Annotated in this window: 22 protein-coding genes; 8 read left to right on the top strand and 14 right to left on the bottom strand. The window is 72.4% G+C overall.

Annotated elements, in window-relative coordinates; genetic code table 11:
• The first annotated feature begins 32 nt into the window (after positions 1-32).
• A complete protein-coding gene (locus ABT288_RS39280) occupies positions 33-914 on the top strand; it encodes a hypothetical protein (protein ID WP_351618609.1) in 882 nt (293 codons plus the stop codon).
• A 144-nt stretch (positions 915-1,058) separates the two neighbouring features.
• On the opposite strand, the gene ABT288_RS39275 is transcribed toward ABT288_RS39280, so the two are convergent.
• From ABT288_RS39275 to ABT288_RS39255, 5 genes are all read right to left on the bottom strand, one after another.
• On the bottom strand, positions 1,059-1,670 hold the full coding sequence (locus ABT288_RS39275; protein ID WP_351618606.1) for a TetR/AcrR family transcriptional regulator: 612 nt from the start codon (positions 1,668-1,670) through the stop codon (positions 1,059-1,061).
• A 24-nt stretch (positions 1,671-1,694) separates the two neighbouring features.
• On the bottom strand, positions 1,695-2,420 hold the full coding sequence (locus tag ABT288_RS39270) for a VWA domain-containing protein (protein WP_351618603.1): 726 nt from the start codon (positions 2,418-2,420) through the stop codon (positions 1,695-1,697).
• Between the two features lie 188 nt (positions 2,421-2,608).
• Positions 2,609-4,072, bottom strand: coding sequence for a glutamate synthase subunit beta (locus ABT288_RS39265; protein WP_351618600.1), 1,464 nt, complete (start codon positions 4,070-4,072; stop codon positions 2,609-2,611).
• Positions 4,065-8,576: a glutamate synthase large subunit gene (gltB, locus tag ABT288_RS39260; RefSeq protein WP_502972941.1), complete on the bottom strand. Its 4,512-nt coding sequence runs from the start codon at positions 8,574-8,576 to the stop codon at positions 4,065-4,067. Before gltB ends, ABT288_RS39265 begins: the two co-directional genes overlap by 8 nt.
• Positions 8,577-9,176: 600 nt before the next feature.
• Positions 9,177-9,908 carry a VIT1/CCC1 transporter family protein gene (locus ABT288_RS39255; RefSeq protein ID WP_351618595.1) on the bottom strand — a complete coding sequence of 244 codons (732 nt, stop codon included), beginning with the start codon at positions 9,906-9,908 and terminating at the stop codon, positions 9,177-9,179.
• A 256-nt stretch (positions 9,909-10,164) separates the two neighbouring features.
• Here ABT288_RS39255 and ABT288_RS39250 point away from each other — a divergent pair, with 256 nt between their 5' ends.
• From ABT288_RS39250 to ABT288_RS39220, 7 genes are read left to right on the top strand one after another with little or no spacing between them, the layout of a single operon-like run.
• Entirely contained in the window at positions 10,165-11,349 is a 1,185-nt protein-coding gene (locus ABT288_RS39250; RefSeq protein ID WP_351618592.1) for an ADP-ribosylglycohydrolase family protein, read from the top strand.
• Entirely contained in the window at positions 11,346-12,464 is a 1,119-nt protein-coding gene (locus ABT288_RS39245; protein WP_351618589.1) for an ADP-ribosylglycohydrolase family protein, read from the top strand. Before ABT288_RS39250 ends, ABT288_RS39245 begins: the two co-directional genes overlap by 4 nt.
• An 8-nt stretch (positions 12,465-12,472) precedes the next feature.
• Positions 12,473-13,675: an ADP-ribosylglycohydrolase family protein gene (locus ABT288_RS39240; RefSeq protein ID WP_351618586.1), complete on the top strand. Its 1,203-nt coding sequence runs from the start codon at positions 12,473-12,475 to the stop codon at positions 13,673-13,675.
• Positions 13,663-15,045, top strand: coding sequence for an ADP-ribosylglycohydrolase family protein (locus ABT288_RS39235; RefSeq protein ID WP_351618583.1), 1,383 nt, complete (start codon positions 13,663-13,665; stop codon positions 15,043-15,045). Before ABT288_RS39240 ends, ABT288_RS39235 begins: the two co-directional genes overlap by 13 nt.
• A complete protein-coding gene (gene rbsK / locus ABT288_RS39230) occupies positions 15,042-15,935 on the top strand; it encodes a ribokinase (RefSeq protein ID WP_351618580.1) in 894 nt (297 codons plus the stop codon). Before ABT288_RS39235 ends, rbsK begins: the two co-directional genes overlap by 4 nt.
• Complete coding sequence (locus ABT288_RS39225; protein WP_351618577.1) at positions 15,932-17,128, top strand: CaiB/BaiF CoA transferase family protein; 1,197 nt, start codon at positions 15,932-15,934, stop codon at positions 17,126-17,128. The genes rbsK and ABT288_RS39225 overlap by 4 nt, the downstream gene beginning before the upstream one ends.
• Positions 17,125-17,997, top strand: coding sequence for an HpcH/HpaI aldolase/citrate lyase family protein (locus ABT288_RS39220; protein WP_351618575.1), 873 nt, complete (start codon positions 17,125-17,127; stop codon positions 17,995-17,997). The genes ABT288_RS39225 and ABT288_RS39220 overlap by 4 nt, the downstream gene beginning before the upstream one ends.
• Before the next feature lie 9 nt (positions 17,998-18,006).
• Here the strand turns inward: ABT288_RS39220 and lgt are convergent, their stop codons facing one another.
• From lgt to ABT288_RS39180, 9 genes are all read right to left on the bottom strand, one after another.
• Positions 18,007-18,951 (bottom strand): prolipoprotein diacylglyceryl transferase, encoded by a 945-nt coding sequence (gene lgt, locus ABT288_RS39215; protein ID WP_351618572.1) that lies wholly within the window; start codon positions 18,949-18,951, stop codon positions 18,007-18,009.
• A gap of 101 nt (positions 18,952-19,052) precedes the next feature.
• Positions 19,053-19,829 (bottom strand): DsbA family protein, encoded by a 777-nt coding sequence (locus ABT288_RS39210; protein WP_351618569.1) that lies wholly within the window; start codon positions 19,827-19,829, stop codon positions 19,053-19,055.
• A gap of 129 nt (positions 19,830-19,958) precedes the next feature.
• Positions 19,959-20,780: a tryptophan synthase subunit alpha gene (trpA, locus tag ABT288_RS39205; protein WP_351618566.1), complete on the bottom strand. Its 822-nt coding sequence runs from the start codon at positions 20,778-20,780 to the stop codon at positions 19,959-19,961.
• Positions 20,781-20,791: 11 nt separating this feature from the next.
• On the bottom strand, positions 20,792-22,075 hold the full coding sequence (gene trpB / locus ABT288_RS39200; protein WP_351618563.1) for a tryptophan synthase subunit beta: 1,284 nt from the start codon (positions 22,073-22,075) through the stop codon (positions 20,792-20,794).
• A 67-nt stretch (positions 22,076-22,142) separates the two neighbouring features.
• Complete coding sequence (trpM, locus tag ABT288_RS50375) at positions 22,143-22,376, bottom strand: tryptophan biosynthesis modulator TrpM (RefSeq protein WP_451334679.1); 234 nt, start codon at positions 22,374-22,376, stop codon at positions 22,143-22,145.
• Positions 22,377-22,397: 21 nt separating this feature from the next.
• The gene (gene trpC, locus ABT288_RS39195; RefSeq protein WP_351618560.1) at positions 22,398-23,207 is read right to left on the bottom strand and encodes an indole-3-glycerol phosphate synthase TrpC; all 810 of its coding nucleotides are present in this window, start codon (positions 23,205-23,207) and stop codon (positions 22,398-22,400) included.
• A gap of 134 nt (positions 23,208-23,341) precedes the next feature.
• On the bottom strand, positions 23,342-23,749 hold the full coding sequence (locus ABT288_RS39190) for a DUF2752 domain-containing protein (RefSeq protein ID WP_351618626.1): 408 nt from the start codon (positions 23,747-23,749) through the stop codon (positions 23,342-23,344).
• Between the two features lie 176 nt (positions 23,750-23,925).
• Entirely contained in the window at positions 23,926-24,186 is a 261-nt protein-coding gene (locus ABT288_RS39185; RefSeq protein ID WP_351618557.1) for an HGxxPAAW family protein, read from the bottom strand.
• 170 nt (positions 24,187-24,356) lie between these two features.
• Positions 24,357-24,798: TIGR02234 family membrane protein (locus ABT288_RS39180; RefSeq protein WP_351618554.1), on the bottom strand; the 442-nt coding region annotated here is incomplete at its 5' end.

The following is a 24,798-nucleotide window of genomic DNA, read 5'->3' as shown; positions in this document are numbered from 1 at the left end:
AGAGGAGTTCCGGCGTCTTTGGGGGTGCGGACGTGGCGAACGGCGGACCGGTCCAGCACGGCTATCCGCACCTGGAGACGGTGCGGGCCGCCGTCACGGCGCTGTACAAGCGGTTGTCCTGGGCCACCGTCCAGACCTTCTCGACCAGCCTGGCCCCGGCCGACGTGGCCTTCTGCGACACCGACGACCTGCACTTGGGCGCGCAGCGGGTGGCCCGGGAGATCGTGCGGCACCTCCGGCTGCCGGACGCTCGGCTGATCGTCGGCTTCCGGGAGATGACCCACGCGGCGAACGTCGAACTGGCGGCGGGCCCCGAGTACTTCGTGGAACTGAACGACCGTTTCCGCACCCACCGCAGGGACATCGGCGCGGCGCTCGCCCACGAGGTGGCGCACGTGTACCTCCACCGCCTGGACCTCTCCTTCCCCACCACGGCGGAGAACGAGATCCTGACGGACACGGTGACGACGTATCTCGGCGCGGGCTGGCTGCTGCTGGACGCCTTCCGGGAGGACGCGGTCTCCTCGCAGAAGCTCGGCTACCTCACCCCGGAGGAGTTCGGGTACGTCCTGGCCAAGCGGGCGCTGCTCTTCCGCGAGGACCCCTCGGTGTGGTTCACCAGCCCGCAGGCCTACGACGCGTACGTCAAGGGGATGGCCCTGGCCCGCCGGGACGAGCAGCAGCCGCCGCTGACCGGGGCCGGCTGGGCGGGGCGGCGCCGCTACGCCCATGACCGCCGGAACGTCTCCGCCGTCCAGCCGACGGCGCCCTACGCCTTCTCCCCCGACCCCACCGGCCGGCTCCGCGTCTCCTTCTCCTGCCCTACCTGCCATCAGCGGATCAGGGTGCCGGTGAAGGGGCGGGTACGGGCGCGGTGCGGTCTGTGCCGGACGGTGCTGGAGTGCGACACCTAGTGATCTGGTCTCGGCCGACTCCCCCCGGCACCGCCGACAGCACCATGTTCGCCGGCGGCACCACCGGGAACCCGAGCCGGCCCCTGCCGTCAGCAGCCCCGCCAGGACCGGACGGCCCGCCGGACCGGCTGAACGCAGAGGGATCTAGGCGCGTACGGCGATCCCGTCCAGCAGCATCGACAGATACTGGCGGGCGATCTCCTCGGGGCTGTGCCCGCCGCCGGGCCGGTACCAGGAGGCGGCGACCCACACGGTGTCGCGCACGAACCGGTAGGTGAGGCGGACGTCGAGGTCGGCGCGGAAGACGTGCTCGGCGACCCCGCGTTCCAGCGTGCCGAGCCAGGCCTTCTCGAACCGCACCTGTGACTCGGCGAGGAAGGCGAACCGCTCCTGGGCGACGAGCTGCCTGCTCTCCTTCTGGTAGATCGCGACGGCCGCGCGGTGCCGGTCGATCTCCCGGAAGGACTCGGTGACCAGCGCCTGAAGCGTCTCGCGGGGCCCGAGGCCGGAGGCGAGGACGGTGTCGTAGCCGTCCCACAGCTCGTCGAGGAAGGTCCTCAGGATCTCCTCGAGCATCGACTCCTTGGAGTCGAAGTGGTAGTACAGGCTGCCCGCGAGCATCCCGGCGTGGTCGGCGATCCTGCGGACGGTGGTGGCGTTGTACCCGTGCTCGGCGAAGACCTCGGCGGCGATGCCGAGGAGTTCACCGCGCCGGGGCGCCGCGACGGTCACCTGGGGCTTCTTCTTGGTCGGCACGACACCCATTGTTTCAAACGCTTGTTAGGGAATCCGTACGACGCCCGCGGCGCGCGCGGCGGCCAGCCACTTCGGGAACTCGCCGACGAGCCGGTCGTACAGCTCGGCGTCGGAGACGCGCCGCGGGTCCTGTCCGGCGTGGAAGAAGCCGGCGTTGTCCACGATCCGCTTGTCCGGCACGGCCAGCTCGTCCAGCTTCCGCAGGAACTCGAACTGCCGGCTGCCCGGGTCGCCGAAGCCGACGAACTGCCAGAACAGGGGGAGCCTCGCCGCCTTGCACAGATAGCGTTCGGCGGCGGGCTTGCTGATCGGGCCGCCGTCGGTCTGGAAGACGACCAGGGCGGGGTCGGTGGCGCCGCTGTCCAGGTAGTGGTCGATGACGGCATCCATGGCCAGGTGATAGCTGGTCCTGCCCATGTGCCCGAGCCCGGCCACGATCCGCTCGACGCTGCCCTCGTGGTCGCCGAGGGCGATGCTGGCGACCGCGTCGACGTCCGTGGAGAAGAACACGACCGGCACCCGGCCGTCGTCGTCCAGGTGCGCGGACAGGCCCAGCACCCGGTCGGCGAGCGCCTGCACGCTGCCGTCCGCGTAGTACGGCTTCATCGAGCCGGAGTGGTCGACCACCAGGTAGACGGCGGCGCGCAGCCCGTCCAGGCCGTGCTTGGTGAGCGAGACCCCGGCGGACCTGTAGGCGCCGACCAGCGCGGGCGCGGTCTCCGCCATCTTGCTGAGACTGATCGCGGCCATGGTCCCCCTTCGGCTTTCCGGGCAGCTTATGTGATCACTGGACTGCGTGAAGGGCCTGTTCGAGGCGGACCGGGCCCGGAGAGCGCGCGGGAAAGGCAACGACGCCTGCCCAGGCGTCCGGTCGGGGACAGGGCAGGCGTCGTTCGGTGTTCCGTACGCCGTTGTACGGGACGTTCTTCGGGGTGCCGTCAGACCGCCAGGGCGCGGTCGGTCGGACGGATCGGGGCCGGCAGGTCGCTGGCACCGGTCAGGAACCGGTCGACACCGCGGGCGGCCGAACGGCCCTCCGCGATCGCCCACACGATGAGGGACTGGCCGCGGCCGGCGTCACCGGCGACGAACACACCCGGCACGTTGGTCTGGAAGTCGGCGTCGCGGGCGATGTTACCGCGTTCGTCGAGGTCCAGGCCGAACTGCTCCACCAGGCCGTTCTCCCGGTCGGTGCCGGTGAAGCCCATGGCGAGGGTGACCAGCTGGGCGGGGATCTTGCGCTCGGTGCCCGGCTTGGAGGTCAGCTTGCCGTCGACGAACTCGACCTCGGCCAGGTGCAGCCACTGGACGTTGCCGTCCTCGTCGCCCTCGAAGTGGGTGGTGGAGGCGGAGTAGATCCGCTCGCCGCCCTCCTCGTGGGCCGAGGTGACCTTGTACAGGATCGGGAAGGTCGGCCAGGGCTGGTTGGTCGGGTGCCGCTCGTCGTTCGGGCGGGGCATGATCTCCAGCTGGGTGACGGAGGCCGCGCCCTGGCGGTGGGCGGTGCCCACGCAGTCCGCGCCCGTGTCACCGCCGCCGATGACGACGACGTGCTTGCCCTCGGCCGAGACCGGCGCGGTGACGTAGTCGCCCTCCTGGACCTTGTTGGCCAGCGGCAGGTACTCCATCGCCTGGTAGATGCCCTTGAGCTCGCGTCCGGGGACGGGCAGGTCACGGGCGGTGGTGGCGCCGGCGGCGATGACGATCGCGTCGTAGCGCTTCTTCAGGTCGCGGGCGTTGATGTCGCGGCCGATCTCGACGCCGGTGCGGAAGCGGGTGCCCTCCGCGCGCATCTGCTCGATACGGCGGTTGATGTGCCGCTTCTCCATCTTGAACTCGGGGATGCCGTACCGCAGGAGGCCTCCGATGCGGTCCGCGCGCTCGTAGACGGCGACCGTGTGGCCGGCCCGGGTCAGCTGCTGGGCGGCGGCGAGACCCGACGGGCCCGAGCCGATGACCGCGACCGTCTTGCCGGACAGGCGCTCCGGGATCTGCGGGGCGACGTCCCCGGTCTCCCACGCCTTGTCGATGATCGAGACCTCGACGTTCTTGATGGTGACCGGCGGCTGGTTGATGCCGAGCACGCACGCCGACTCGCAGGGGGCCGGGCAGAGGCGACCGGTGAACTCCGGGAAGTTGTTGGTCGCGTGCAGCCGCTCCTGGGCCGCGGCCCAGTCCTCGCGGTAGGCGTAGTCGTTCCACTCGGGGATCAGGTTCCCCAGCGGACAGCCGTTGTGGCAGAACGGGATGCCGCAGTCCATGCACCGGCTGGCCTGCTTGCTGATGATCGGCAGCAGGGAGCCGGGGACGTAGACCTCGTTCCAGTCCTTGACGCGCTCACCGACGGGACGGGTCTTGGCGACCTCGCGGCCGTGGTTCAGGAAGCCCTTCGGATCAGCCATTGGTCGCCGCCTCCATCATCTTCTCGGTGATCTCGGTCTCGGAGAGACCGGCTCGCTCGGCGGCGTCCTTGGCGGCGAGCACTGCCTTGTACGTGCTGGGGATGATCTTGCTGAACCGCGCCGCGGCCCGGTCCCAGTCGGCGAGCAGCTTCTCGGCGACCGTGGAGCCGGTCTCCTCGGCGTGGCGGCGCACCACGTCGTGCAGCCACTGCTTGTCCGCCTCGTCCAGCACCTCGACCGACCCGGCGTTACCGGCGTTGACGTTGTCGCGGTCGAGGTCGATGACGTAGGCGATGCCACCGGACATGCCCGCCGCGAAGTTGCGGCCGGTCGGGCCGAGGACCACGGCGCGACCGCCGGTCATGTACTCGCAGCCGTGGTCGCCCACGCCCTCGGAGACGACCAGCGCGCCGGAGTTGCGCACGCAGAACCGCTCACCGGTACGGCCGCGCAGGAACAGCTCGCCGCCGGTGGCGCCGTAGGCGATGGTGTTGCCCGCGATGGTCGAGTACTCGGCGAGGTGGTCGGCGGCCCGGTCCGGGCGGACGATCACACGGCCGCCGGAGAGGCCCTTGCCGACATAGTCGTTGGCGTCGCCCTCCAGGCGCAGCGTGACGCCGCGCGGCAGGAAGGCGCCGAAGGACTGGCCGGCGGAGCCGGTGAAGGTGATGTCGATGGTGTCGTCGGGCAGGCCCGCACCGCCGAACTTCTTCGTCACCTCGTGGCCGAGCATGGTGCCGACCGTGCGGTTGATGTTGCGGATGGCGACCTGGGCGCGCACCGGCTGGGCCTCGGTCGCGTCGTTCGCGGCCAGGGCGTCGGCGGCGAGCTTGATCAGCTCGTTGTCCAGGGCCTTCTCCAGGCCGTGGTCCTGCTCGATCAGCCGGTGGCGCACCGCGCCCTCGGGCAGGTCGGGCACGTGGAACAGCGGCTCCAGGTCCAGGCCCTGCGCCTTCCAGTGGTCGACAGCGCGCTCGACGTCCAGCATCTCGGCGTGGCCGACGGCCTCCTCGATGGAGCGGAAGCCCAGCTCGGCCAGCAGCTCGCGGACCTCCTCGGCGATGAACTGGAAGAAGTTCACCACGTACTCGGCCTTGCCGGCGAAGCGTTCGCGCAGGACCGGGTTCTGGGTGGCGATGCCGACCGGGCAGGTGTCCAGGTGGCAGACGCGCATCATGACGCAGCCGGAGACGACGAGCGGCGCGGTGGCGAAACCGAACTCCTCGGCGCCGAGCAGCGCGGCGATGACCACGTCACGGCCGGTCTTCAGCTGGCCGTCGGTCTGGACGACGATGCGGTCGCGCAGGCCGTTGAGCAGCAGGGTCTGCTGGGTCTCGGCGAGGCCGAGCTCCCAGGGGCCGCCCGCGTGCTTCAGCGAGGTCAGCGGGGAGGCACCCGTACCGCCGTCGTGACCGGAGATCAGGACCACGTCCGCGTGCGCCTTGGAGACACCCGCGGCGACCGTGCCGACGCCGACCTCCGACACCAGCTTCACGTGGATACGTGCCGCGGGGTTGGCGTTCTTGAGGTCGTGGATCAGCTGGGCCAGGTCCTCGATGGAGTAGATGTCGTGGTGCGGCGGCGGGGAGATCAGGCCGACACCCGGCGTCGAGTGACGGGTCTTGGCCACCCACGGGTAGACCTTGTGGCCGGGCAGCTGGCCGCCCTCGCCGGGCTTGGCGCCCTGGGCCATCTTGATCTGGATGTCGTCCGCGTTGACCAGGTACTCGGAGGTGACACCGAAGCGGCCGGAGGCGACCTGCTTGATCGCCGATCGGCGCGCGGGGTCGTACAGGCGCTCCGGGTCCTCGCCGCCCTCACCGGTGTTGGACTTGCCGCCCAGCTGGTTCATGGCGATGGCGAGGGTCTCGTGCGCCTCCTTGGAGATGGAGCCGTACGACATGGCGCCCGTCGAGAACCGCTTGACGATCTCGCTCACGGGCTCGACCTCGTCGATGGAGATCGGCTGCCGGTCGGACTTGAAACCGAACAGGCCGCGCAGCGTCATCAGGCGCTCGGACTGCTCGTTCACACGGGACGTGTACTTCTTGAAGATGTCGTACCGGCCCGAGCGGGTGGAGTGCTGCAGGCGGAAGACCGTCTCCGGGTCGAACAGGTGCGGCTCGCCCTCGCGGCGCCACTGGTACTCGCCGCCGATCTCCAGCGCGCGGTGCGCCGGGGCGATGCCGGAGGCCGGGTAGGCCTTGGCGTGGCGGGCGGCGACCTCCTTGGCGATGACGTCGATGCCGACGCCGCCGATCTTGGTGGTGGTGCCGTTGAAGTACTTCTCGACGAAGGCCTCGTCCAGGCCGACGGCCTCGAAGACCTGGGCGCCGCGGTAGGAGGCGACGGTGGAGATGCCCATCTTGGACATGACCTTCAGCACGCCCTTGCCGAGGGCGTAGATCAGGTTCTTGATGGCCTTCTCCGGCTCCAGGCCGTTCAGGAAGGTCCCGGCGCGCAGCAGGTCCTCGACCGACTCCATCGCCAGGTACGGGTTGACGGCGGCGGCGCCGTAGCCGATCAGCAGGGCGACGTGGTGGACCTCGCGGACGTCGCCGGCCTCGACCAGCAGGCCCACGTGGGTGCGCTGCTTGGTGCGGATGAGGTGGTGGTGGACGGCCGCGGTGAGCAGCAGCGACGGGATCGGCGCGTGCTCGGCGTCGGAGTGGCGGTCCGACAGGACGATCAGGCGGGCGCCGTTGTCGATGGCGGCGTCGGCCTCGGCGCAGATCTCCGCGATGCGCGCGGCGAGGGCGTCACCGCCGCCGGAGACCCGGTACAGGCCGGACAGGGTCGCGGCCTTGAAGCCGGGCATGTCGCCGTCGGCGTTGATGTGGATGAGCTTGGCCAGCTCGTCGTTGTCGATCACCGGGAAGGGCAGGGTGACCGAGCGGCAGGAGGCGGCCGTCGGGTCGAGCAGGTTGCCCTCCGGGCCCAGCGACGAGCGCAGGGAGGTGACCAGCTCCTCGCGGATCGCGTCCAGCGGCGGGTTGGTGACCTGCGCGAACAGCTGGGTGAAGTAGTCGAAGAGCAGGCGCGGGCGCTCGGACAGGGCCGCGATCGGCGAGTCGGTGCCCATGGAGCCGATCGGCTCGGCGCCGGTGCGGGCCATCGGCGCGAGGATGACGCGCAGCTCCTCCTCGGTGTAGCCGAAGGTCTGCTGGCGGCGGGTGACCGAGGCGTGGGTGTGGACGATGTGCTCGCGCTCGGGCAGGTCGCCCAGCTCGATCTCGCCGGCCTCCAGCCACTCGGCGTACGGCTTCTCGGCGGCGAGGGCCGCCTTGATCTCGTCGTCCTCGATGATGCGGTGCTCGGCGGTGTCGACGAGGAACATCCTGCCGGGCTGCAGCCGGCCCTTGCGGACGACCTTGGCCGGGTCGATGTCGAGGACGCCGACCTCGGAGCCGAGGACGACGAGGCCGTCGTCGGTGACCCAGTAGCGGCCGGGGCGCAGGCCGTTGCGGTCGAGCACGGCGCCGACCTGGGTGCCGTCGGTGAAGGTGACGCAGGCGGGGCCGTCCCAGGGCTCCATCATCGTGGAGTGGAACTGGTAGAAGGCACGCCGGGCCGGGTCCATCGAGTCGTGGTTCTCCCACGCCTCCGGGATCATCATCAGCACGGAGTGCGGCAGCGAGCGGCCGCCCAGGTGCAGCAGCTCCAGCACCTCGTCGAAGGAGGCGGAGTCGGAGGCGTCCGGCGTGCAGACCGGGAAGATCCGCTCCAGCTTCTCCTGCGGCCCGAACAGGTCGGAGACCAGCTGGGACTCGCGGGCGCGCATCCAGTTGCGGTTGCCCTTGACCGTGTTGATCTCGCCGTTGTGCGCGACGAAGCGGTACGGGTGGGCGAGCGGCCACGACGGGAAGGTGTTGGTGGAGAACCGGGAGTGCACGAGCGCGATCGCGGAGGCGAACCGGCGGTCGGACAGGTCCGGGAAGAAGGGCTCCAGCTGGCCGGTGGTCAGCATGCCCTTGTAGACGATGGTGCGCGCGGAGAGCGACGGGAAGTAGACACCGGTCTCGCGCTCGGCGCGCTTGCGCAGCACGAAGGCCTTGCGGTCCAGCGCGATGCCCTCGCCGGCGCCGTCGGCGACGAAGATCTGCCGGAAGGCCGGCATGGTGGAGCGGGCGGTGGCGCCGAGCAGCTCGGGCGCGACCGGGACCTCGCGCCAGCCGAGGACGGTGAGGCCCTCCTCGTCGGCGATCGTCTCGATCTTCGAGACGGCGTCCGCGATCCCCTCCTCCGGCAGGAAGGCGATGCCTACCGCGTAGGAGCCCGCCGCGGGAAGGTCGAATCCGGCCACCTCACGGAAGAAGGCGTCGGGCACCTGGGAGAGGATGCCGGCGCCGTCGCCCGAGTCGGGCTCGGAGCCGGTGGCACCGCGGTGCTCCAGGTTGCGCAGGACGGTGAGTGCCTGCTCGACCAGCGTGTGGGACGCCTCGCCGGTGAGGGTGGCGACGAAACCGACGCCGCAGGCGTCGTGTTCGTTGCGGGGGTCGTACATACCCTGCGCAGCAGGGCGAGCATCCATGAACGACCAGTTCTGGCCATTCGCAGAGTGCTGGGACGGCTGGCGCGGCGTACGCATCGGCTCTCCCGTCGTCGTCATGAGGCATGTGGCAAGTGCCGAGGGACGACGTTGGCCCTCTGCGTGATCTCAAAATTTCGTGCAGGTTACATGATGGGACGGTTCTCGGGAACCGGATAGGCCGTTCCAACATGCGGACGCCACGGGGTCCGTGGCGCAGACGCCGCACGGTGGCGGCGGGGTGCCGCGCGGGGCGGCGGAGTGCCGTTCATGGCGGCGGTCGCCGCGTGATCGCGGCAGGGTGCCGCGCGATCGCGGCGGGACCGCGCGTGACGGCCCGGATGCCGCGCGGTGGCGGCGAACGTGTGAGGGGGACCGGACGGACGTGATCGGTCGGATCGGTGTCCGGCGGCCCGGCGGGGGGCGGGGGGAGCGTCTTCACTCACCCCGCGGGGTGCGGCAGGCGTCATTGCCCACAGCGCTTACGGCTCATGCCCGGTGGTCACACGGTCGAAACCAGCGAGTAACGGGCTTTCTCGGCTACTTATGCGGCCCAACGCATAAGTACCGGCGGCGCTATCCTACGGCCGTTCCGAACAGGGTACCCAGGGCGTATGTCACACCGGCGGCCGCGCCGCCCAGCGCGAGCTGCCTGAGGCCGCTGTACCACCAGCTCCGCGCGGTCACCTTGGCCACCACGGCACCGCACCCGAAGAGCCCGGCGAGGGCCAGCAGCACGGTGGGCCACAGCGCGCTCGCGCCGAGCAGGAACGGCAGCACGGGCAGCAGGGCGCCGAGGGCGAAGGACCCGAAGGAGGAGACGGCGGCGACCAGCGGCGAGGGCAGATCGCCGGGGTCGATGCCCAGCTCCTCGCGGGCGTGGATCTCCAGGGCCTGCTCGGGATCCCTGGACAGCTGCCGCGCGACCTCCCGGGCCAGGTCGGGCTCCACACCCCGGGCGACGTACAGCGCCGCGAGCTCGTCCTCCTCGTCCTGGGGGTGCTTGCGCAGCTCACGGCGCTCGACATCGAGCTCGGCCTCGACCAGCTCCCGCTGGGAGGCCACCGACGTGTACTCGCCGGCCGCCATGGAGAAGGCACCCGCCGCCAGCCCGGCGAGCCCGGTGATGACAATGGTCTGCTGGCTCACGGATCCGCCGGCCACACCGGTCATCAGGGCGAGGTTGGAGACGAGTCCGTCCATGGCGCCGAAGACGGCGGGACGCAGCCAGCCGCCGTTGACATCGCGGTGCGTGTGGTTGTCGCGGTGCGCTTCGTGCAGCGCGGCCTGGGTCTCGATGATGGCCATGCGGGCCCCCCGGATAGCTTAGCCAAAGCTAACTTTGGACGAGTTCTACTTTTCGACACCACTGAACCTACGCCCCTTCCTCCTCTCCCGCCAGCAAGGAAAGGCTCGGCTAACCTGCACCTTTACCCGCTTTGCTCATCCGTGCATGATCTTGCTCAGTTGCCAAGCGGGTGACTTCGAGGCCCGGAGGCTCGCCGGGGCGCGCCCCGTGGCACACATCCGCAAAGCGCGTTCCCGGCCCCGAAGGAGTCCGCCCATGGCATCGATCGCCTGCACTCCCCCGGTTCCGGCGCCCGACGGCGCCGTCGGGCTCCGCGAGAGGGCCCGCGGCGCGCTGCTCGGCCTGGCCGTCGGGGACGCGCTGGGAGCGCCCGCGGAGAACCTCAAGCCGTCCGAGATCCGCGCTCGTTGGGGCCGCATCACGGGATACGTGGCCGAGACCCCGTGCGGCACGGACGACACGGAGTACGCGATCTTCTCGGGCCTGCTGCTCGCCCGTCACGGGTCGGCACTCACCCCGGCACATGTGGAGGCGGCCTGGCACGAGTGGATCGCCGACCGGGCCGAGGGTCCCTTCCGGGGCGCCGGCTTCAGCGAGCGCGGCACCCTGGAGAACCTGCGCCGGGGCCTCGCCGCCCCCATCTCGGCCCAGCACCGGCACGCCTGGAGCGACGGTCTGGCCATGCGGGCGGCCCCCTTCGGCGTCTTCGCCGCCGGCCGCCCCGCCGAAGCGGCCCGCCTGGTGGCGATCGACGGTTCGGTGAGCCACGAGGGCGAGGGCATCTACGGCGGCCAGGCGGTCGCGGCAGCGGTGGCGGCGGCGATGACGGGCGCCCCGGTCCCGGTGGTGATCGCCTCTGCCCTCGCGGTGATCCCCGAGGACTCCTGGACGGCGCGCTCCCTGCGCCGGGCGGTGGCCGTCGCCCACCGCGGCGAACGCGCGGTCCGCTCCGCGGTCGTCATCGGCGGCTATCCCTGGACCGACCTGGCTCCCGAGGCGGTCGCCCTGGCCTTCGGCGCGTACGCGGCGGCCGACGGCGACTTCGTCCAGGCCGTCCTGACGGCCGTCAACATGGGCCGCGACGCCGACACGACGGCGGCGGTGGCCGGCGCCCTGTCCGGCGCGACCCACGGCATCTCCACGATCCCCGCCCACTGGGCCGGCCCCATCGGCCCCGCCCGCGGCCGCTGCCTGCCGTCCATGGCGGGCCACCACGTCCTGGACGTGGCCGAGCTGCTGGTCCCGGGGGAGGACGGTAAGTGGGGGGTGGGGGCGGTCCTGCCAGGGACGCTTGCAGGGGCCCTTGCAGAGGTGCTTCCCGGGGAGTCGCAGGACGGGGTACCGGCGGAGGTGCCCGTGGGCGAGACGGGGGGCAGGGGGCGGAGCCCCCTGGTTGGGGCGGGGAACTCCGGGCACCCGGATGGCGAGGGTCAGTCATGACAGAGCACCGGATCGAGGGGCTGCTGCTCGGCCTCGCCGCGGGCGACGCCGCCGGCTGGCCGGCAGCACGGCACCGGGCCGGCCGTATGCCCGAGTGGACCCGCCGCCTCACCCGCGAACTGGACACCTTCGCCGAGCAGAACGCCACCACCACCCTCCCGGTACCGATCGCCCTCAACCAACCCCCCGAACCCCTCCGGCTCGGCCCCTCGGACGACGCCGAATGGGCGGCCTTCGCCGCGGAGGCGGTCCTGCGGGCCGGCGACGACGACGCCCTCGGCGACCTCGGCCGGGAGCGCCGTACCCGCGCCGCCATCGACCTCACCTGGACCGCCGTGGCCGCGGAGGTCGCCGCCGCGGCGGACCGCGCCCCCGAGATCGAGTCCGCCGTGCTCCCCCTGCGCGCCCGCATCTCCGTCCGCGCGGGCCTCGGCAACCTCGCCACCGGCCTGCGCCCGCCCGCCACCGGCCACGACAACCCGCACTACTTCGACGACGCCGCCTGCGTCCGCGCCTGCGTCCTCGCCGTCGCCCACCCCGGCGACCCCGAACGCGCCGCCGCCCTCGCCGAGTTCGACGCCCGCTACACCCAGGACGGCGATGGCGTGCACGGCGCCCGTGCCATGGCCGCCGCGCTCGCGCTCGCCCTCACCGGCGCGCAGACGCACACCTGCGTGACCGCCGCGCTCGCCGAACTCCCGCCCGGCACCGAGATCGGCCGCAACGCCCGTCACGCGCTCGCCCTCGCCGCGGACAGCGACTCCGCATTCGCCCTCGTCCCGCTGCTCGAGCACCAGATCGTGGACCACGTCTACAGCTACGGCATCGCCGCCGCCGAGACCGTTCCGGTCGCCCTCGCCCTCGCCACCGCCGCCCACGGCCGTATCGCCGAGGCCGTACCCGCCGCCGCCTGTCTGTCCCGGGTCGCCGACTCCGCCCCCGCCCTCGCGGGCGCCCTCACCGGAGCCCTCGGCGGCGGCGCGGCCATCCCGCAGACCTGGCGGGACGCCTGCCGCACCCTGTCCGGCTGCGCCCTGCCCCGCCTCGCCGACACCGACCTGGTGGAACTCGCCGGACTCCTGGAAGCCGCACAACCGGCCCGCCCAGGAGGATGATTCGGGGCATGACGCCCAAGGAGTCCAAAGGACTCAAAGAACAAGAAAGCGGCCGATCACCCCTGCTCGGGCTCGAGGACCGGATCACCGGCGCCCTCGTCGGAGCCGCCGTCGGCGACGCCCTCGGCGGCCCGGTCGAGGGGTACTCCCCCGACCAGATCACCGAGCGCCACGGCGGCCGCGTCCACGGCATCGTCGGCCCCTGGCACGGCGACGCCTGGCGCACCGCCCGCCCCCTCGCCCCGTACCACAAGGGCGACGGCCACGTCACCGACGACACCCTGATGACCCATGCGCTGGTCCGGGTCTACGCCCGCGTCCGCGACCACCTCGACGCGTACGCCGTGGCCGACCACCTGGTCCCGGACCTGATGACGAACCCGCGCTGGATCCCGGAGCTGGAGACCGAGACCCTGCCGCTGCACCGCCTCTTCCTCGCCGAGAAGTGGCTCGTGGCGCGGCTCTCCTACGGTCACGCCGACCCCCGGGAGGCGGGCGTCGGCAACATCGTCAACTGCGGCGCGGCGATGTACATGGCCCCCGTCGGCCTGGTCAACGCGGCCAACCCGGCCGCCGCCTACGCCGAGGCGCTGGACATCGCCGGTGCGCACCAGTCGTCGTACGGCCGCGAGGCGGCCGGTGTCCTCGCCGCGGCCGTCGCCGCCGCCGCGACCCCGGGCGCGACCCCGGACTCGGTCGTCACCGCGTGCCTGGCCCTGGCGAAGGACGGCACGCGCGAGGCGATCGAGAAGGTCTGCGAAGTGGCCCGCGGCCACAGCGACTTCGAGACGGCGCTACGGCCGCTGCGCGCGGCGGTGGCCCCGTACGACACCGTCGGCCCGGACTACCGCGCCCCTTCGCTCGCCGCCCGCCGTCCCTCCCGGCTGCACGCGATCGAGGAACTGCCCATCGCCCTCGGCATGGTGCTGGTCTCGGGCGGCGACTACCGGCACGCCGTGCTCGGCGCGGTCAACTACGGCCGCGACTGCGACTCGATCGCGACGATGGCCGGTGCCCTGACGGGTGCCCTGGGCTCGCCCGTCCCGGAGGACTGGGCGAAGACGGTGGCGGAGGCCAGCCGGCTGGACCTGTGGGAGCCGGCCCGCACGCTCGCCGAGGTCGCGCGGGAGGTCTTCCGGCGGGACGTGCGCCGGCGGCGCGCCCACGAGCGGGCGTTCACGGCCCTCGGAGGCACCGCATGCTCCGACTGACCTGGGTCCAGCCGGAGGACCTGCTCGGCCACGAGCTCCGCCAGGCCCGGCTGGACGGACGGGAACCGTCGGCGATCGAGGCGCGCTGGCGGGCCGCGGGCGGCCCGGACGCGCCGGACCGGGCGGGCGCGTCCGCGCACGGCGTCTCACGGTATCTGCGCCTCCTGGCAGAGGATCTCCTGGACGAGCTGGCCGACCTCCCCAGCGGCCTGTCCCACGACGAGCCGACCGACCTGGCCCGCATCAAGTCCCTGTGCCCGGACTGGCCGGACGCGCCGGCGCGGGCGAGCGCGACCCACACCCGGCCGGCACCGGCTCGGGAAGCCCTCGAAGCCGCCTGGCTCGGCCGGGCCATCGGCTGTCTCCTCGGCAAACCCGTCGAAAAGCTCCCCCTCGACGGCATCCGCGCCCTCGCCCGGGCAGCCGGCAACTGGCCCCTCGGCACGTACTTCACAGCCCACGGCGTCCCGGAGGAGCTCCTCACCGAGCACCCCTGGAACCGTCGCTCGGCCCCCACCTCCCTCGCCGAGAACATCGACGGCATGCCGGAGGACGACGATCTCGACTACCCCCTCCTGAACCTCCTGCTCCTCCGCCGTCACGGAAGAACCTTCAGCACCGCGGACGTGGCCCGGCTCTGGCTGGACGAACTCCCGCCCGGCCGCACCTTCACCGCCGAACGCGTCGCCTGCCGCAACCTCCTCACCGGCATCGAACCCCCGCACACCGCCCGCCACCGCAACCCCTTCCGCGAGTGGATCGGCGCCCGGATCCGCGCCGATGTGCACGGCTGGACCAACCCCGGCGACCCGGCCGCCGCCGCCGAACAGGCACACCGCGACGCGGTCCTCACCCACACCGCCAACGGCGTCTACGCGGCGATGTTCACGGCCGCCGTCATCGCCACCGCCGCCACCGGGGGCCAGGACGTCCACGCCTGCCTGCGCGCCGGCCGCCGGGTCATCCCGCCCCGCTCCCGGCTCGCGGGGGCGATCGACCACGCGGTCCGGCTGGCCGATCAGCACGGGGACTTCGACGACGTCGTGGACGAGCTCCACGCCCGCTACTGCCCCGCCCACCACTGGGTGCACGCGATCCCCAACACCGCCCTGCTCACCGCCGCCCTCACCCACGCGGACGGCGACTTCACCGGCTCCGTCTGCCGTGCGGTGGCGGGCGGCCTGGACACCGACTCCAACGGCGCCACGGCCGGCAGCATCGCGGGGCTGCTCGCGGGCGACCCCACCGCGCTCCCCGGCCACTGGCGGGCCCCGCTGAAGAACCGGCTCGCCACCACCGTCGCCGACTTCGACGGCACCGGCTTCGACACCCTCGCCCATCTCACCCACCTGGAGGCGACCCGCCCATGACCCACATCGTCGTCCTCGGCAGCACCAACATGGACCTCGTCGCCTATGTCGCGAAGGCCCCGCAGCGCGGCGAGACGGTGACGGGGCGGGAGTTCCACACGATCCCCGGCGGCAAGGGGTCCAACCAGGCGATCGCCGCGGCCCGCGCGGGCGCCACCGTCTCGATGATCGGCGCGGTCGGCAACGACGCCTTCGGCCTGCGGCTGCGCGACACCCTCGAACACTCGGGTGTGGACACCGACTTCCTGCGGACGGTCGAGGGCCCGTCCGGCACCGCGCACATCGTGGTGGACGACGAGGGCGCCAACTCCATCGTCGTCATCCCCGGCGCGAACGGCACCGTCGACCACCTCTCCCCCGGCGACGAGGGCCTGATCGCCTCCGCCGACGCCCTGCTGCTGCAGCTGGAGATCCCGCCGGCCGCGGTCGTCGCGGGCGCGCAGGCGGCGCGCCGGCACGGGATCCGCACCGTGCTCACCCCGTCGCCCGCCCAGCCACTGCCGCCCGAACTCCTCGCCGCCACCGACCTGTTGGTGCCCAACGAGTACGAGGCGGTCACCCTCACCGGCCGCACCGACCCGCGCGAGGCCGCCCACGCCCTGCTGGAGCTGGTGCCGGAGGTCGTCGTCACCCTGGGCGCCACGGGCAGCCTCTACCTGGCCCGGGGCACCGACCCGCTGGTGATCCCGGCACCGAAGGTGACCGCCGTCGACTCCACGGGCGCCGGTGACACCTTCGTCGGCGCGCTCACGGTGGCCCTCGCCGAGGAGAAGCCGGTGCGGGAGGCCCTGTCCTGGGCGGCGGCCGCCGCGGCGATCTCCGTCCAGCGGGCCGGGGCGTCGGCGTCGATGCCGTACCGCCCGGAGATCGACGCCCAGTTCACCGCATGAGTACGACGACCCCGCCCCTGGCCGGTCTGCGGGTGCTGGACCTGGCGACCCTGTTCGCGGGCCCCATGGCCGCCACGCTGCTCGGTGACTTCGGCGCCGAGGTGATCAAGGTCGAGCATCCGCGGCGGCCCGACCCCTCCCGCGGGCACGGCCCGGCCAAGCACGGCGTCGGCCTGTGGTGGAAGGTGCTCGGCCGCAACAAGCGGACCATCACCCTGGACCTGTCCACGCCCGGCGGCCGTGCCACTCTGCTCCGGCTCGCCGCCACCGCCGACGTCGTGATCGAGAACTTCCGCCCGGGCACCCTGGAGAGGTGGAGCCTGGGCTGGGCGGAGCTGGCGGCCGCCAACCCCCGGCTGGTCCTCGCCCGGGTGACGGCCTTCGGCCAGTTCGGGCCGTACGCGCACCGCCCCGGCTTCGGCACGCTCGCCGAGGCCATGAGCGGCTTCGCCGCGATCACCGGCGAGCCGGACGCGCCGCCCACGCTCCCGCCCTTCGGGCTCGCGGACTCGGTCGCGGGCCTGGCGACCGCCTACGCCGTGCTCACCGCGCTGGCCGCACGGGGGCGCACCGGCGCCGGGCAGGTCGTCGACATGGCGATCACCGAGCCGATCCTGTCGGTGCTCGGCCCCCACGTCACCTGGTACGACCAGCTCGGCCACGTCCAGGAACGCACCGGCAACCGCTCCGCCAACAACGCCCCGCGCAACACCTACCGCACCGCCGACGGACACTGGGTCGCCGTCTCCACCTCGGCGCAGTCGGTCGCGGAGCGGGTGATGCGCCTGGTGGGGTGCCCGGAGCTGATCGAGGAGCCGTGGTTCGCCACCGGCGCCGACCGCGCCGCCCACGCCGACGTCCTGGACCGGGCGGTCGGTTCGTGGATCGCCGTCCGCAGCCGCGCCGAGGTGCTCGCGGCCTTCGAGAAGGCGGAGGCGGCGGTGGCCCCGGTCCAGGACGTCCGCGACGTCCTGGCCGACCCCCAGTACCAGGCGCTGCACACGGTCACCACCGTCGACGACCCCGAGCTGGGCCCGCTGCGCATGCAGAACGTCCTCTTCCGGCTCTCCGCGACGCCCGGCGCGATCCGCTGGGCGGGCCGCCCGCACGGCGCCGACACCGAGGCCGTGCTCACCGAGCTGGGCCTCACCCCGGCCGAGCTGCGCGCCCTGCGCGAGGAGGGCGCCCTGTGACCACCCACCCGCTCACCTGGCTGTACGTCCCGGGCGACCGCCCGCCCGTGGTGGCCAAGGCGCTGGCCGCGGGCGCCGACGTGGTGGTGATCGACCTGGAGGACGCGGTCGCGCCGGACCGCAAGGAGTACGCCCGCGCGGCCACGGCCGAGCTGCTCACCGGGCCCCCGCCGGTCCCGGTCCACGTCCGCGTCAACGCACTGGACAGCCCCTGGTCCGCCGGCGACCTGGCCGCCCTGGCCGCGCTCCCCGGCCTGGCGGGCCTGCGGCTGCCCAAGGTGACCGGTCCGGCCGAGATCGGCCAGGTCGCCGCGGCCACCCCCGTGCCGCTGTACGCCCTGCTGGAGACGGCCCTCGGGATCGAGCACGCCTACGCCATCGCCACCGCCCACCCCGCCCTGCGGGGCATCGCCCTCGGCGAGGCGGACCTGCGGGCCGACCTGGGAGTGCGGGCCGACGCGGGCCTCGACTGGCCGCGCTCCCGGGTGATCGTCGCCGCCCGAGCGGCCGGCCTCGCCCCACCGCCCCAGTCGGTCCACCCCGACATCCGCGATCTGGACGGCCTCGCCGCCTCCTGCGCCCACGGCCGCTCCCTCGGCTTCCTGGGCCGCGCCGCCATCCACCCCCGCCAGCTGCCGGTGATCGAACGGGCCTACCTGCCCACCCCGGCGGAGATCGAACACGCGGAGACGATCCTCACGGCAGCGGCCGCGCGCGAAGGTGCCCAGGCCCTCCCCGACGGCCGCTTCATCGACGCGGCGGCGGTGGCCATGGCCCGGCGAACCGTGTCGCTGGCGTGCAGGAACCGGTTTTCTCCGCCGCACGCCGAGGGCGCCCGGAAAGAACTCCGGGCGCCCTCGGTGCCGTAGAACCAGCCCTCAGCTCTTCTTGGTCGCCGACTCGGCGTCGTCCTTGGCCTCCACGGCTTCCGCGGCTTCCACGGCCTCCGGCTCGGCCTTGTCCTCGGCCTCCTCGGCACCTTCCGTACCGTCGGCCGAACCGTCGGAGACACCGGGCTCGACGACGGCCTCACGACCGGGCCGCTTCTTCGACGACACCACGATGTACGTCACCGCCAGCAGGAAGACGATCAGCGCGGTCCAGTCGTTCAGGCGCAGGCCCAGGATGTGGTGCGCGTCGTCCACGCGCATGTACTCGATCCACCCGCGGCCCACGCAGTAGGCGGCGACGTACAGGGCGAAGGCCCGGCCATGGCCCAGCCGGAAGCGGCGGTCGGCCCAGATGACCAGGAGCGCCACGCCGACGCACCACAGGGACTCGTACAGGAAGGTCGGGTGGTAGTAGCCCGGCACCCGGCCGCCCTCGGAGGAGGTGATGTGCAGGGCCCAGGGAACATGCGTCTCCCGGCCGTACAGCTCCTGGTTGAACCAGTTGCCCCAGCGGCCGATGGCCTGCGCGAAGGCGATGCCGGGCGCGACGGCGTCGGCGTACGCCGGCATCGGGATGCCCCGGCGGCGCGCGCCGATCCACGCGCCGAGCGCGCCGAGCGCGATCGCGCCCCAGATGCCCAGGCCGCCCTGCCACACCTTGAAGGCGTCCACCCAGTCACGGCCCGGGCTGAAGTACAGCTCGTAGTCCGTGATCACGTGGTAGAGCCGACCGCCGACCAGGCCGAAGGGCACCGCCCAGACCGCGATGTCGGCGACCGTGCCGGCTCGCCCGCCGCGGGCGATCCAGCGCTTGTTGCCGAGCCAGACGGCGACGAAGACGCCGATGATGATGCAGAAGGCGTAGCCGCGCAGCGGGATGGGGCCGAGATACAGCACCCCGCGCGACGGGCTGGGAATGTAGGCAAGTTCCATGGCAAGTCCGACGCTACCGTGCCGGGCCGTGGGGACGGCAAGCGGCCCGGCTACGGGTCCATAACGGGGGCGGGGGAAAAGCGGTCGCGCAAGGAAGATCCTTACCCCTGGTCGGCCGCCTCCACCATCTGCTTGAGCTTGGCCGGGGTCAGGGTCTGGTCCTGGTAGATGTTCTTCCCGCCGAGCAGGACCGTGGGCGTGGAGCTGAAGCCGCCGGTCTGGAAGGCCTTGTGGGCCTTGTTCACCCAGCTGTCGTGGGTGCCGTCCTTGACGCACTTCTGGAAGGCGGGGGTGTCCAGGCCGCCGACCTTGCCGGCCAGGCCGATCAGCTTGGCGTTGTCGCTGTACGCGTCGTCGGTCTCCTTGGGCTGGTTCGCGTACAGCACGTCGTGGTAGTCACGGAACTTTCCGGCGTCCTGGGCGCAGGCCGCGGCATTGGCGCCGCGCAGGGAGCCGGTGCCGCCGAGGTTGCCGTCGATCAGCCGGACCAGGTGGTACTCGATCCTGAGCTTGCCGGAGTCGACCAGCTGGTGGAGCGTCGGACGGTAGGCGATCTCGAAGGCCTGGCAGGCCGGGCAGCGGACGTCCTCCCAGACGGTGAGCGTCGATTTCGCGCCGTCCTTGCCGACCGGGATCGCGAGGCTGTCCTTGCCCTGCGCGCCCGAGGGCACCACGACGGGGCCCGCCTTGTTGCTGCCCTTGTTCTTGCCGGCGTTCGCGGCGATCACGCCGATCACCGCCGCGAGGCCCAGGATGCAGACGATGCTCGCGGCCACGATCAGCGTGCGCCGTCGCTTCTCCGTGGCCTTCTGCTTCTCGCGTTCGACCGCCAGCCGCTCCCGGGCGGTGCGCTTTCCGTCACGGTTCTTCTCGCTCACACCCCCAGAACGAACCGGGGAGGCGCAGCGCGCCTCCCCGGTCCCAGGTCCACCCGTTCGAGTGACCGAATCGTCCGTTGTGACTGACCGCAGTCGATTCTTACGTCTGGCTACGGTCAGTGATGGACGTCACGCCTGGCCGCGCACGCCCTTCGCCAGCTCTCCGGCCAGCTCGCGGACCGCCGCCACGCCGGCCGCGTGGTCCGGGGCGTCGAGCATCCGCTTCACGAACGCCGAGCCGACGATGACGCCGTCGGCGAAGCCGGCCACCTCGGCGGCCTGGGCGCCGTTGGAGACGCCGAGTCCGACGCAGACGGGCAGCTCGGTGCCGGTGGCGCGGGTGCGGGCGACCAGGTCCTGGGCCTGCGCGCCGACGGATTCGCGGGTGCCGGTGACGCCCATCAGCGAGGCGGCGTAGACGAAACCGCTGCCCGCCGCGGTGATCTGGGCGAGCCGCTCGTCCTTGCTGCTCGGCGCCACGACGAAGACGGTCGCGAGGCCGTGCTTCTCGGCGTGCTCCCGCCACAGCGCCGACTCCTGGACGGGCAGGTCGGGCAGGATGCAGCCCGCGCCGCCCGCCTCGGCGAGCTCGGCGGTGAACCGCTCGACGCCGTAGCGGTCGATGGGGTTCCAGTACGTCATGACGAGCACGGGCTTGCCGGTCGCCGCGTACGCCTCGCGGACCGTGCGCATCACGTCGGCGATCCTGACCCCGCCGCGCAGGGCGATGTCGTCGGCGGTCTGGATGACCGGGCCGTCGAGGACGGGGTCGCTGTGCGGCAGGCCCACCTCCACGACATCCGCCCCGCCGTCGAAGACGGCCTTGATCGCCTCGATGCCGCCGTCCACGGTCGGGAACCCGGCCGGGAGGTAGGCGATGAGCGCGGACCGGCCCTCGGCCTTGGCGGTGGCCAGGGTGTCCGACAGCAGCCGGCCCTTCGTACTGTTCAACGCAGCCCCGCTCACTTGGCGTCCCCCTCGATCTCGGCGGTGTCGGCTTCGTCGGCGGCCACCTCGGCGTCGGTGTCGTACAGGCCGAAGTAGCGGGCGGCGGTGTCCATGTCCTTGTCGCCGCGGCCGGACAGGTTGACGACGATGAGGCCGTCCTTGCCCAGTTCCCTGCCGACCTCCAGGGCGCCGGCGAGGGCGTGGGCGCTCTCGATGGCCGGGATGATGCCCTCGGTGCGGGACAGCAGACGCAGCGCCTGCATGGCCGCGTCGTCGGTGATGGCGCGGTACTCGCCGCGGCCGGAGTCCTTGAGGTAGGAGTGCTCCGGGCCGATGCCCGGGTAGTCCAGACCGGCCGAGATGGAGTACGGCTCGGTGATCTGGCCCTCGTCGTCCTGCAGGACGTACGAGCGGGAACCGTGCAGGATGCCCGGCTCGCCCGCGGTCAGGGTGGCCGCGTGCTCGCCGGTCTCGATGCCGTGCCCGGCGGGCTCGCAGCCGATGAGCCGGACGCCCTCGTCGGGGATGAAGGCGTGGAAGAGGCCGATGGCGTTGGAGCCACCGCCGACGCAGGCGACGGCGGCGTCCGGGAGGCGCCCGGCGCGCTCCAGCAGCTGGCGGCGGGCCTCCACGCCGATGACCCGGTGGAAGTCGCGGACCATGGCGGGGAAGGGGTGCGGACCGGCGACCGTACCGAACAGGTAGTGGGTGTGGTCGACGTTCGCGACCCAGTCGCGGAACGCCTCGTTGATGGCGTCCTTCAGGGTGCGGCTGCCGGACTTCACGGAGACGACCTCGGCGCCGAGCATGCGCATGCGGGCCACGTTCAGCGCCTGGCGCCTGGTGTCGACCTCGCCCATGTAGATGGTGCAGTCGAGGCCGAAGAGGGCACAGGCGGTGGCGGTCGCGACGCCGTGCTGGCCCGCGCCCGTCTCGGCGATGACCCGGGTCTTGCCCATCCGCTTGGTGAGCAGCGCCTGACCGAGGACGTTGTTGATCTTGTGGGAGCCGGTGTGGTTGAGGTCCTCGCGCTTGAGGAACACGCGAGCGCCACCCGCTTCCGCGGCAAAGCGCGGGACCTCGGTGAGGGAGCTGGGGCGGCCGGTGTAGTTGACCATCAGGTCGTCGAGTTCCCGGGCGAACTCGGGGTCGTGCTTGGCCTTGTCGTACTCGACGGCGACCTCGTCCACGGCGGCGACGAGGGCCTCCGGGATGAACTTGCCGCCGAACGCGCCGAAGTAGCCTTCGGCCGTGGGGACTTGACCCTGTGGGTCGGGGAAGAAGAAGTTGCTGGGCATGCCGAACCTCACGGTGAGTGCGTGGAAAGACACTATTCGCCGTGGGGGCGGAGCTTGTCGTACGACCTCAGGCCGTGTGTGGCTGGTCGCGCCCACGCGACGGAGTCGCATGGTCGGATACAGCCCCGCGCCCCTTTGGGGCGCGCTGCCATCGACGTCCGTTCACCTGCCCGGGTTCGTCACCGATGACGTAACGCACGCGACGACCGTGGACACGCCTCGCCGGGGCGCGGCAGCCCCTCGGGCGGCAGCCGCGCGCCAGGCGGGCGTACCGGTCGACGGTCGTCACGGTGAGAGTCATCGGGATCAGCCTACCGGGTGATCAGCCCCGGCCGTGCCGCAGCGCGGGATGTTCACCCGCGGCGACCAGGTCGGCCACGGCGGTCTTGGGGTCCCGCCCGGTGACCAGGGACTCGCCGACCAGGACCGCGTCGGCGCCGGCGTTGGCGTAGGCGATCAGGTCGTGCGGGCCACGGACGCCCGATTCGGCGACCTTGACGATGTGGTCCGGGATCTCCGGCGCGACCCGCTCGAACGTGCCGCGGTCGACCTCCAGCGTCTTCAGGTTGCGCGCGTTGACGCCGATGACCTTGGCGCCCGCGTCCACGGCCCGCTCGACCTCGTCCTCGTCGTGCACCTCGACGAGCGGGGTGAGCCCGATCGACACCGCGCGCTCGATCAGCGACTCCAGGGCCGGCTGGTCCAGGGCGGCCACGATCAGCAGCGCGAGGTCGGCGCCGTACGCCCGGGCCTCCCACAGCTGGTACGACGTGACGATGAAGTCCTTGCGGAGCACCGGGATGTCCACGCGCGCGCGAACGGCCTCCAGGTCGGCCAGCGAGCCGCCGAAGCGGCGCTGTTCGGTGAGGACCGAGATGACGGCCGCGCCGCCCGCCTCGTAGTCCGCGGCGAGCCCGGCCGGGTCGGCGATCGCCGCCAACGCGCCCTTGGAGGGGCTGGAGCGCTTGACCTCGCAGATCACCTTGACGCCGTCGCCCTTGAGCGCGGCCACCCCGTCCTTGGCGGCGGGAGCCTTGGCCGCGCGCTCCTTGAGCTCGTCGAGGCTGACGCGTGCCTGCCGCTCCGCGAGGTCGGCACGGACTCCGTCGATGATCTCGTCGAGCACACTCACGCGAGCGGCCCCCTTTCAGACGGTGGTTCCTTCAGGTTCTGAAAACCCGTGGTCACTGCGATGGTATCCGCCCCAGCGCGGACCCCTCGCATCCGGTGAACGCCGGTCCCACTACCTGGACGTTCCCGATGTGATCAAGGATGCAGCCAGCCTCCCGACGGCAGGTTCCGGACGGCGGTGAACACGAGGAGCAACGAGCCGATCGCCCACAGGTGCGCCGGCCGCGGCTCCAGCCGCACCGGCCGGCCGCGTACGGCGTGCACCACCCATACGGTCCACAGCACCGCGAAGCCCAGGCAGGCGGCCACGCCCGGCGCGTTGTCCCGCAGCGCGGTGAGGAGGTCGCCGTGGACGAGGGCGTGCGCGCTGCGCAGTCCACCGCAGCCCGGGCAGTACAGGCCGGTGAGCCGGTACAGCGGGCAGACGGGGTAGTGACCGGGTTCGTTCGGGTCGACGGCGCCCACGTACGCGAAGGCCCCGGCGACGGCCGCGAACAGCCCGACGGGGACGGCGAGCCGCCGCCACGCCGGCCCGGAGGGCACGGCCGGGTACGGGACGGTGGGCGCGACCGCGCGGCTCTCGGCGTTCACATGAACATTGTCCCCGGTGGGCGGGCACCACGCGCGCCCACGGCTGCCGGAGTCGTTCCCGGACAGCACGAGGGGCGGCCCGCACCTCTCCGGGTGCCGGGCCGCCCCTCGGGAAACGGTGTGTGCGCTCAGCTCTCCGCGCCGGCCGGCTCACCGGTCGTGAGGGGGGCGCCGACCATCTTCAGGGGCTTCGGGGTGTTGCCGAGACCCATGGCGCGCATGATGCCACCGACCACCGCGCCACCGAGGATGAGCGCCATGCCGGCCCAGAAGCCGACCGGCTGGCCCATCACCATGAAGGCGCCCGCGACCAGGAAACCGATGAAGGAAATGATGACACCGGTCCAGGCGGCCGGGGTGTGACCGTGGCCGTGGCTGCTGCCCGCCATGTCTGTGCTCCTCGTTGCTGTGTACGTGTCCCAGAAGAGCGGCGTACGTGTCGTACGGCTCCGAGCCCGCCCGTCACTGTCCGAGCCGGACGCTCTTCGTCCATTGTCCCGTACGGGTGCGCGTGCCGGACGTGGGGGTGGCGTCTGTTTCGCCACACCCGCGGCGAGCGTCAGGCTCCCGTCGGGTCCTCGCCCCGGTCCAGGGCCTTCCACATCTCCTCGGGACGTTCCGGGTCGACCGGGCGGGCCGTGCGGCGCGGACGGTCGGCGCCGCGCTCGTAGCGGCCGGACATGGCGGGCCACCGGCTGCCGTAGCGCAGCGCCAGCAGACCGGCCAGCAGGATCAGCAGGCCGCCCGCGGCCGCGACATAGGGCCAGCCGGTGTGGCTGAGCGCGGCGACGGTGGCGGAGGTGTCGCCGCTCGCCTGGGCGGCCTTCTTGTCCAGCGCGGAGCTGTCGGAGGCGGCCAGGAGCGCGGCGGCCACGATGCCGGCGCCGGAGAGGGCGAGCAGTCCGGCGACGACCAGGCGGCCCGCCCGTCGGACGGCGAAGACGGCGACGAGCGCGGCGAGGCCCACTATGGCGAGGGCCGCGGGGACACCCGTGACGTCG

Source organism: Streptomyces sp. NPDC001093 (assembly GCF_040298985.1).
Taxonomy (GTDB): domain Bacteria; phylum Actinomycetota; class Actinomycetes; order Streptomycetales; family Streptomycetaceae; genus Streptomyces.
The sequence above is the reverse complement of the archived record's forward strand: the minus strand, read 5'-3'. Positions and strand labels throughout refer to the sequence as shown.

Excerpts from the sequence above, each read along its gene's own strand:
- ABT288_RS39270 (WP_351618603.1), bottom strand. The coding sequence starts at position 2,420 with ATGGCCGCGATCAGTCTCAGCAAGATGGCGGAGACCGCGCCCGCGCTG.
- ABT288_RS39265 (WP_351618600.1), bottom strand. The coding sequence starts at position 4,072 with ATGGCTGATCCGAAGGGCTTCCTGAACCACGGCCGCGAGGTCGCCAAG.
- gltB (WP_502972941.1), bottom strand. The coding sequence starts at position 8,576 with ATGTACGACCCCCGCAACGAACACGACGCCTGCGGCGTCGGTTTCGTC.
- ABT288_RS39255 (WP_351618595.1), bottom strand. The coding sequence starts at position 9,908 with ATGGCCATCATCGAGACCCAGGCCGCGCTGCACGAAGCGCACCGCGAC.
- ABT288_RS39250 (WP_351618592.1), top strand. The coding sequence starts at position 10,165 with ATGGCATCGATCGCCTGCACTCCCCCGGTTCCGGCGCCCGACGGCGCC.
- ABT288_RS39245 (WP_351618589.1), top strand. The coding sequence starts at position 11,346 with ATGACAGAGCACCGGATCGAGGGGCTGCTGCTCGGCCTCGCCGCGGGC.
- ABT288_RS39240 (WP_351618586.1), top strand. The coding sequence starts at position 12,473 with ATGACGCCCAAGGAGTCCAAAGGACTCAAAGAACAAGAAAGCGGCCGA.
- ABT288_RS39235 (WP_351618583.1), top strand. The coding sequence starts at position 13,663 with ATGCTCCGACTGACCTGGGTCCAGCCGGAGGACCTGCTCGGCCACGAG.
- rbsK (WP_351618580.1), top strand. The coding sequence starts at position 15,042 with ATGACCCACATCGTCGTCCTCGGCAGCACCAACATGGACCTCGTCGCC.
- ABT288_RS39225 (WP_351618577.1), top strand. The coding sequence starts at position 15,932 with ATGAGTACGACGACCCCGCCCCTGGCCGGTCTGCGGGTGCTGGACCTG.
- lgt (WP_351618572.1), bottom strand. The coding sequence starts at position 18,951 with ATGGAACTTGCCTACATTCCCAGCCCGTCGCGCGGGGTGCTGTATCTC.
- trpB (WP_351618563.1), bottom strand. The coding sequence starts at position 22,075 with ATGCCCAGCAACTTCTTCTTCCCCGACCCACAGGGTCAAGTCCCCACG.
- trpM (WP_451334679.1), bottom strand. The coding sequence starts at position 22,376 with ATGACTCTCACCGTGACGACCGTCGACCGGTACGCCCGCCTGGCGCGC.
- ABT288_RS39185 (WP_351618557.1), bottom strand. The coding sequence starts at position 24,186 with ATGGCGGGCAGCAGCCACGGCCACGGTCACACCCCGGCCGCCTGGACC.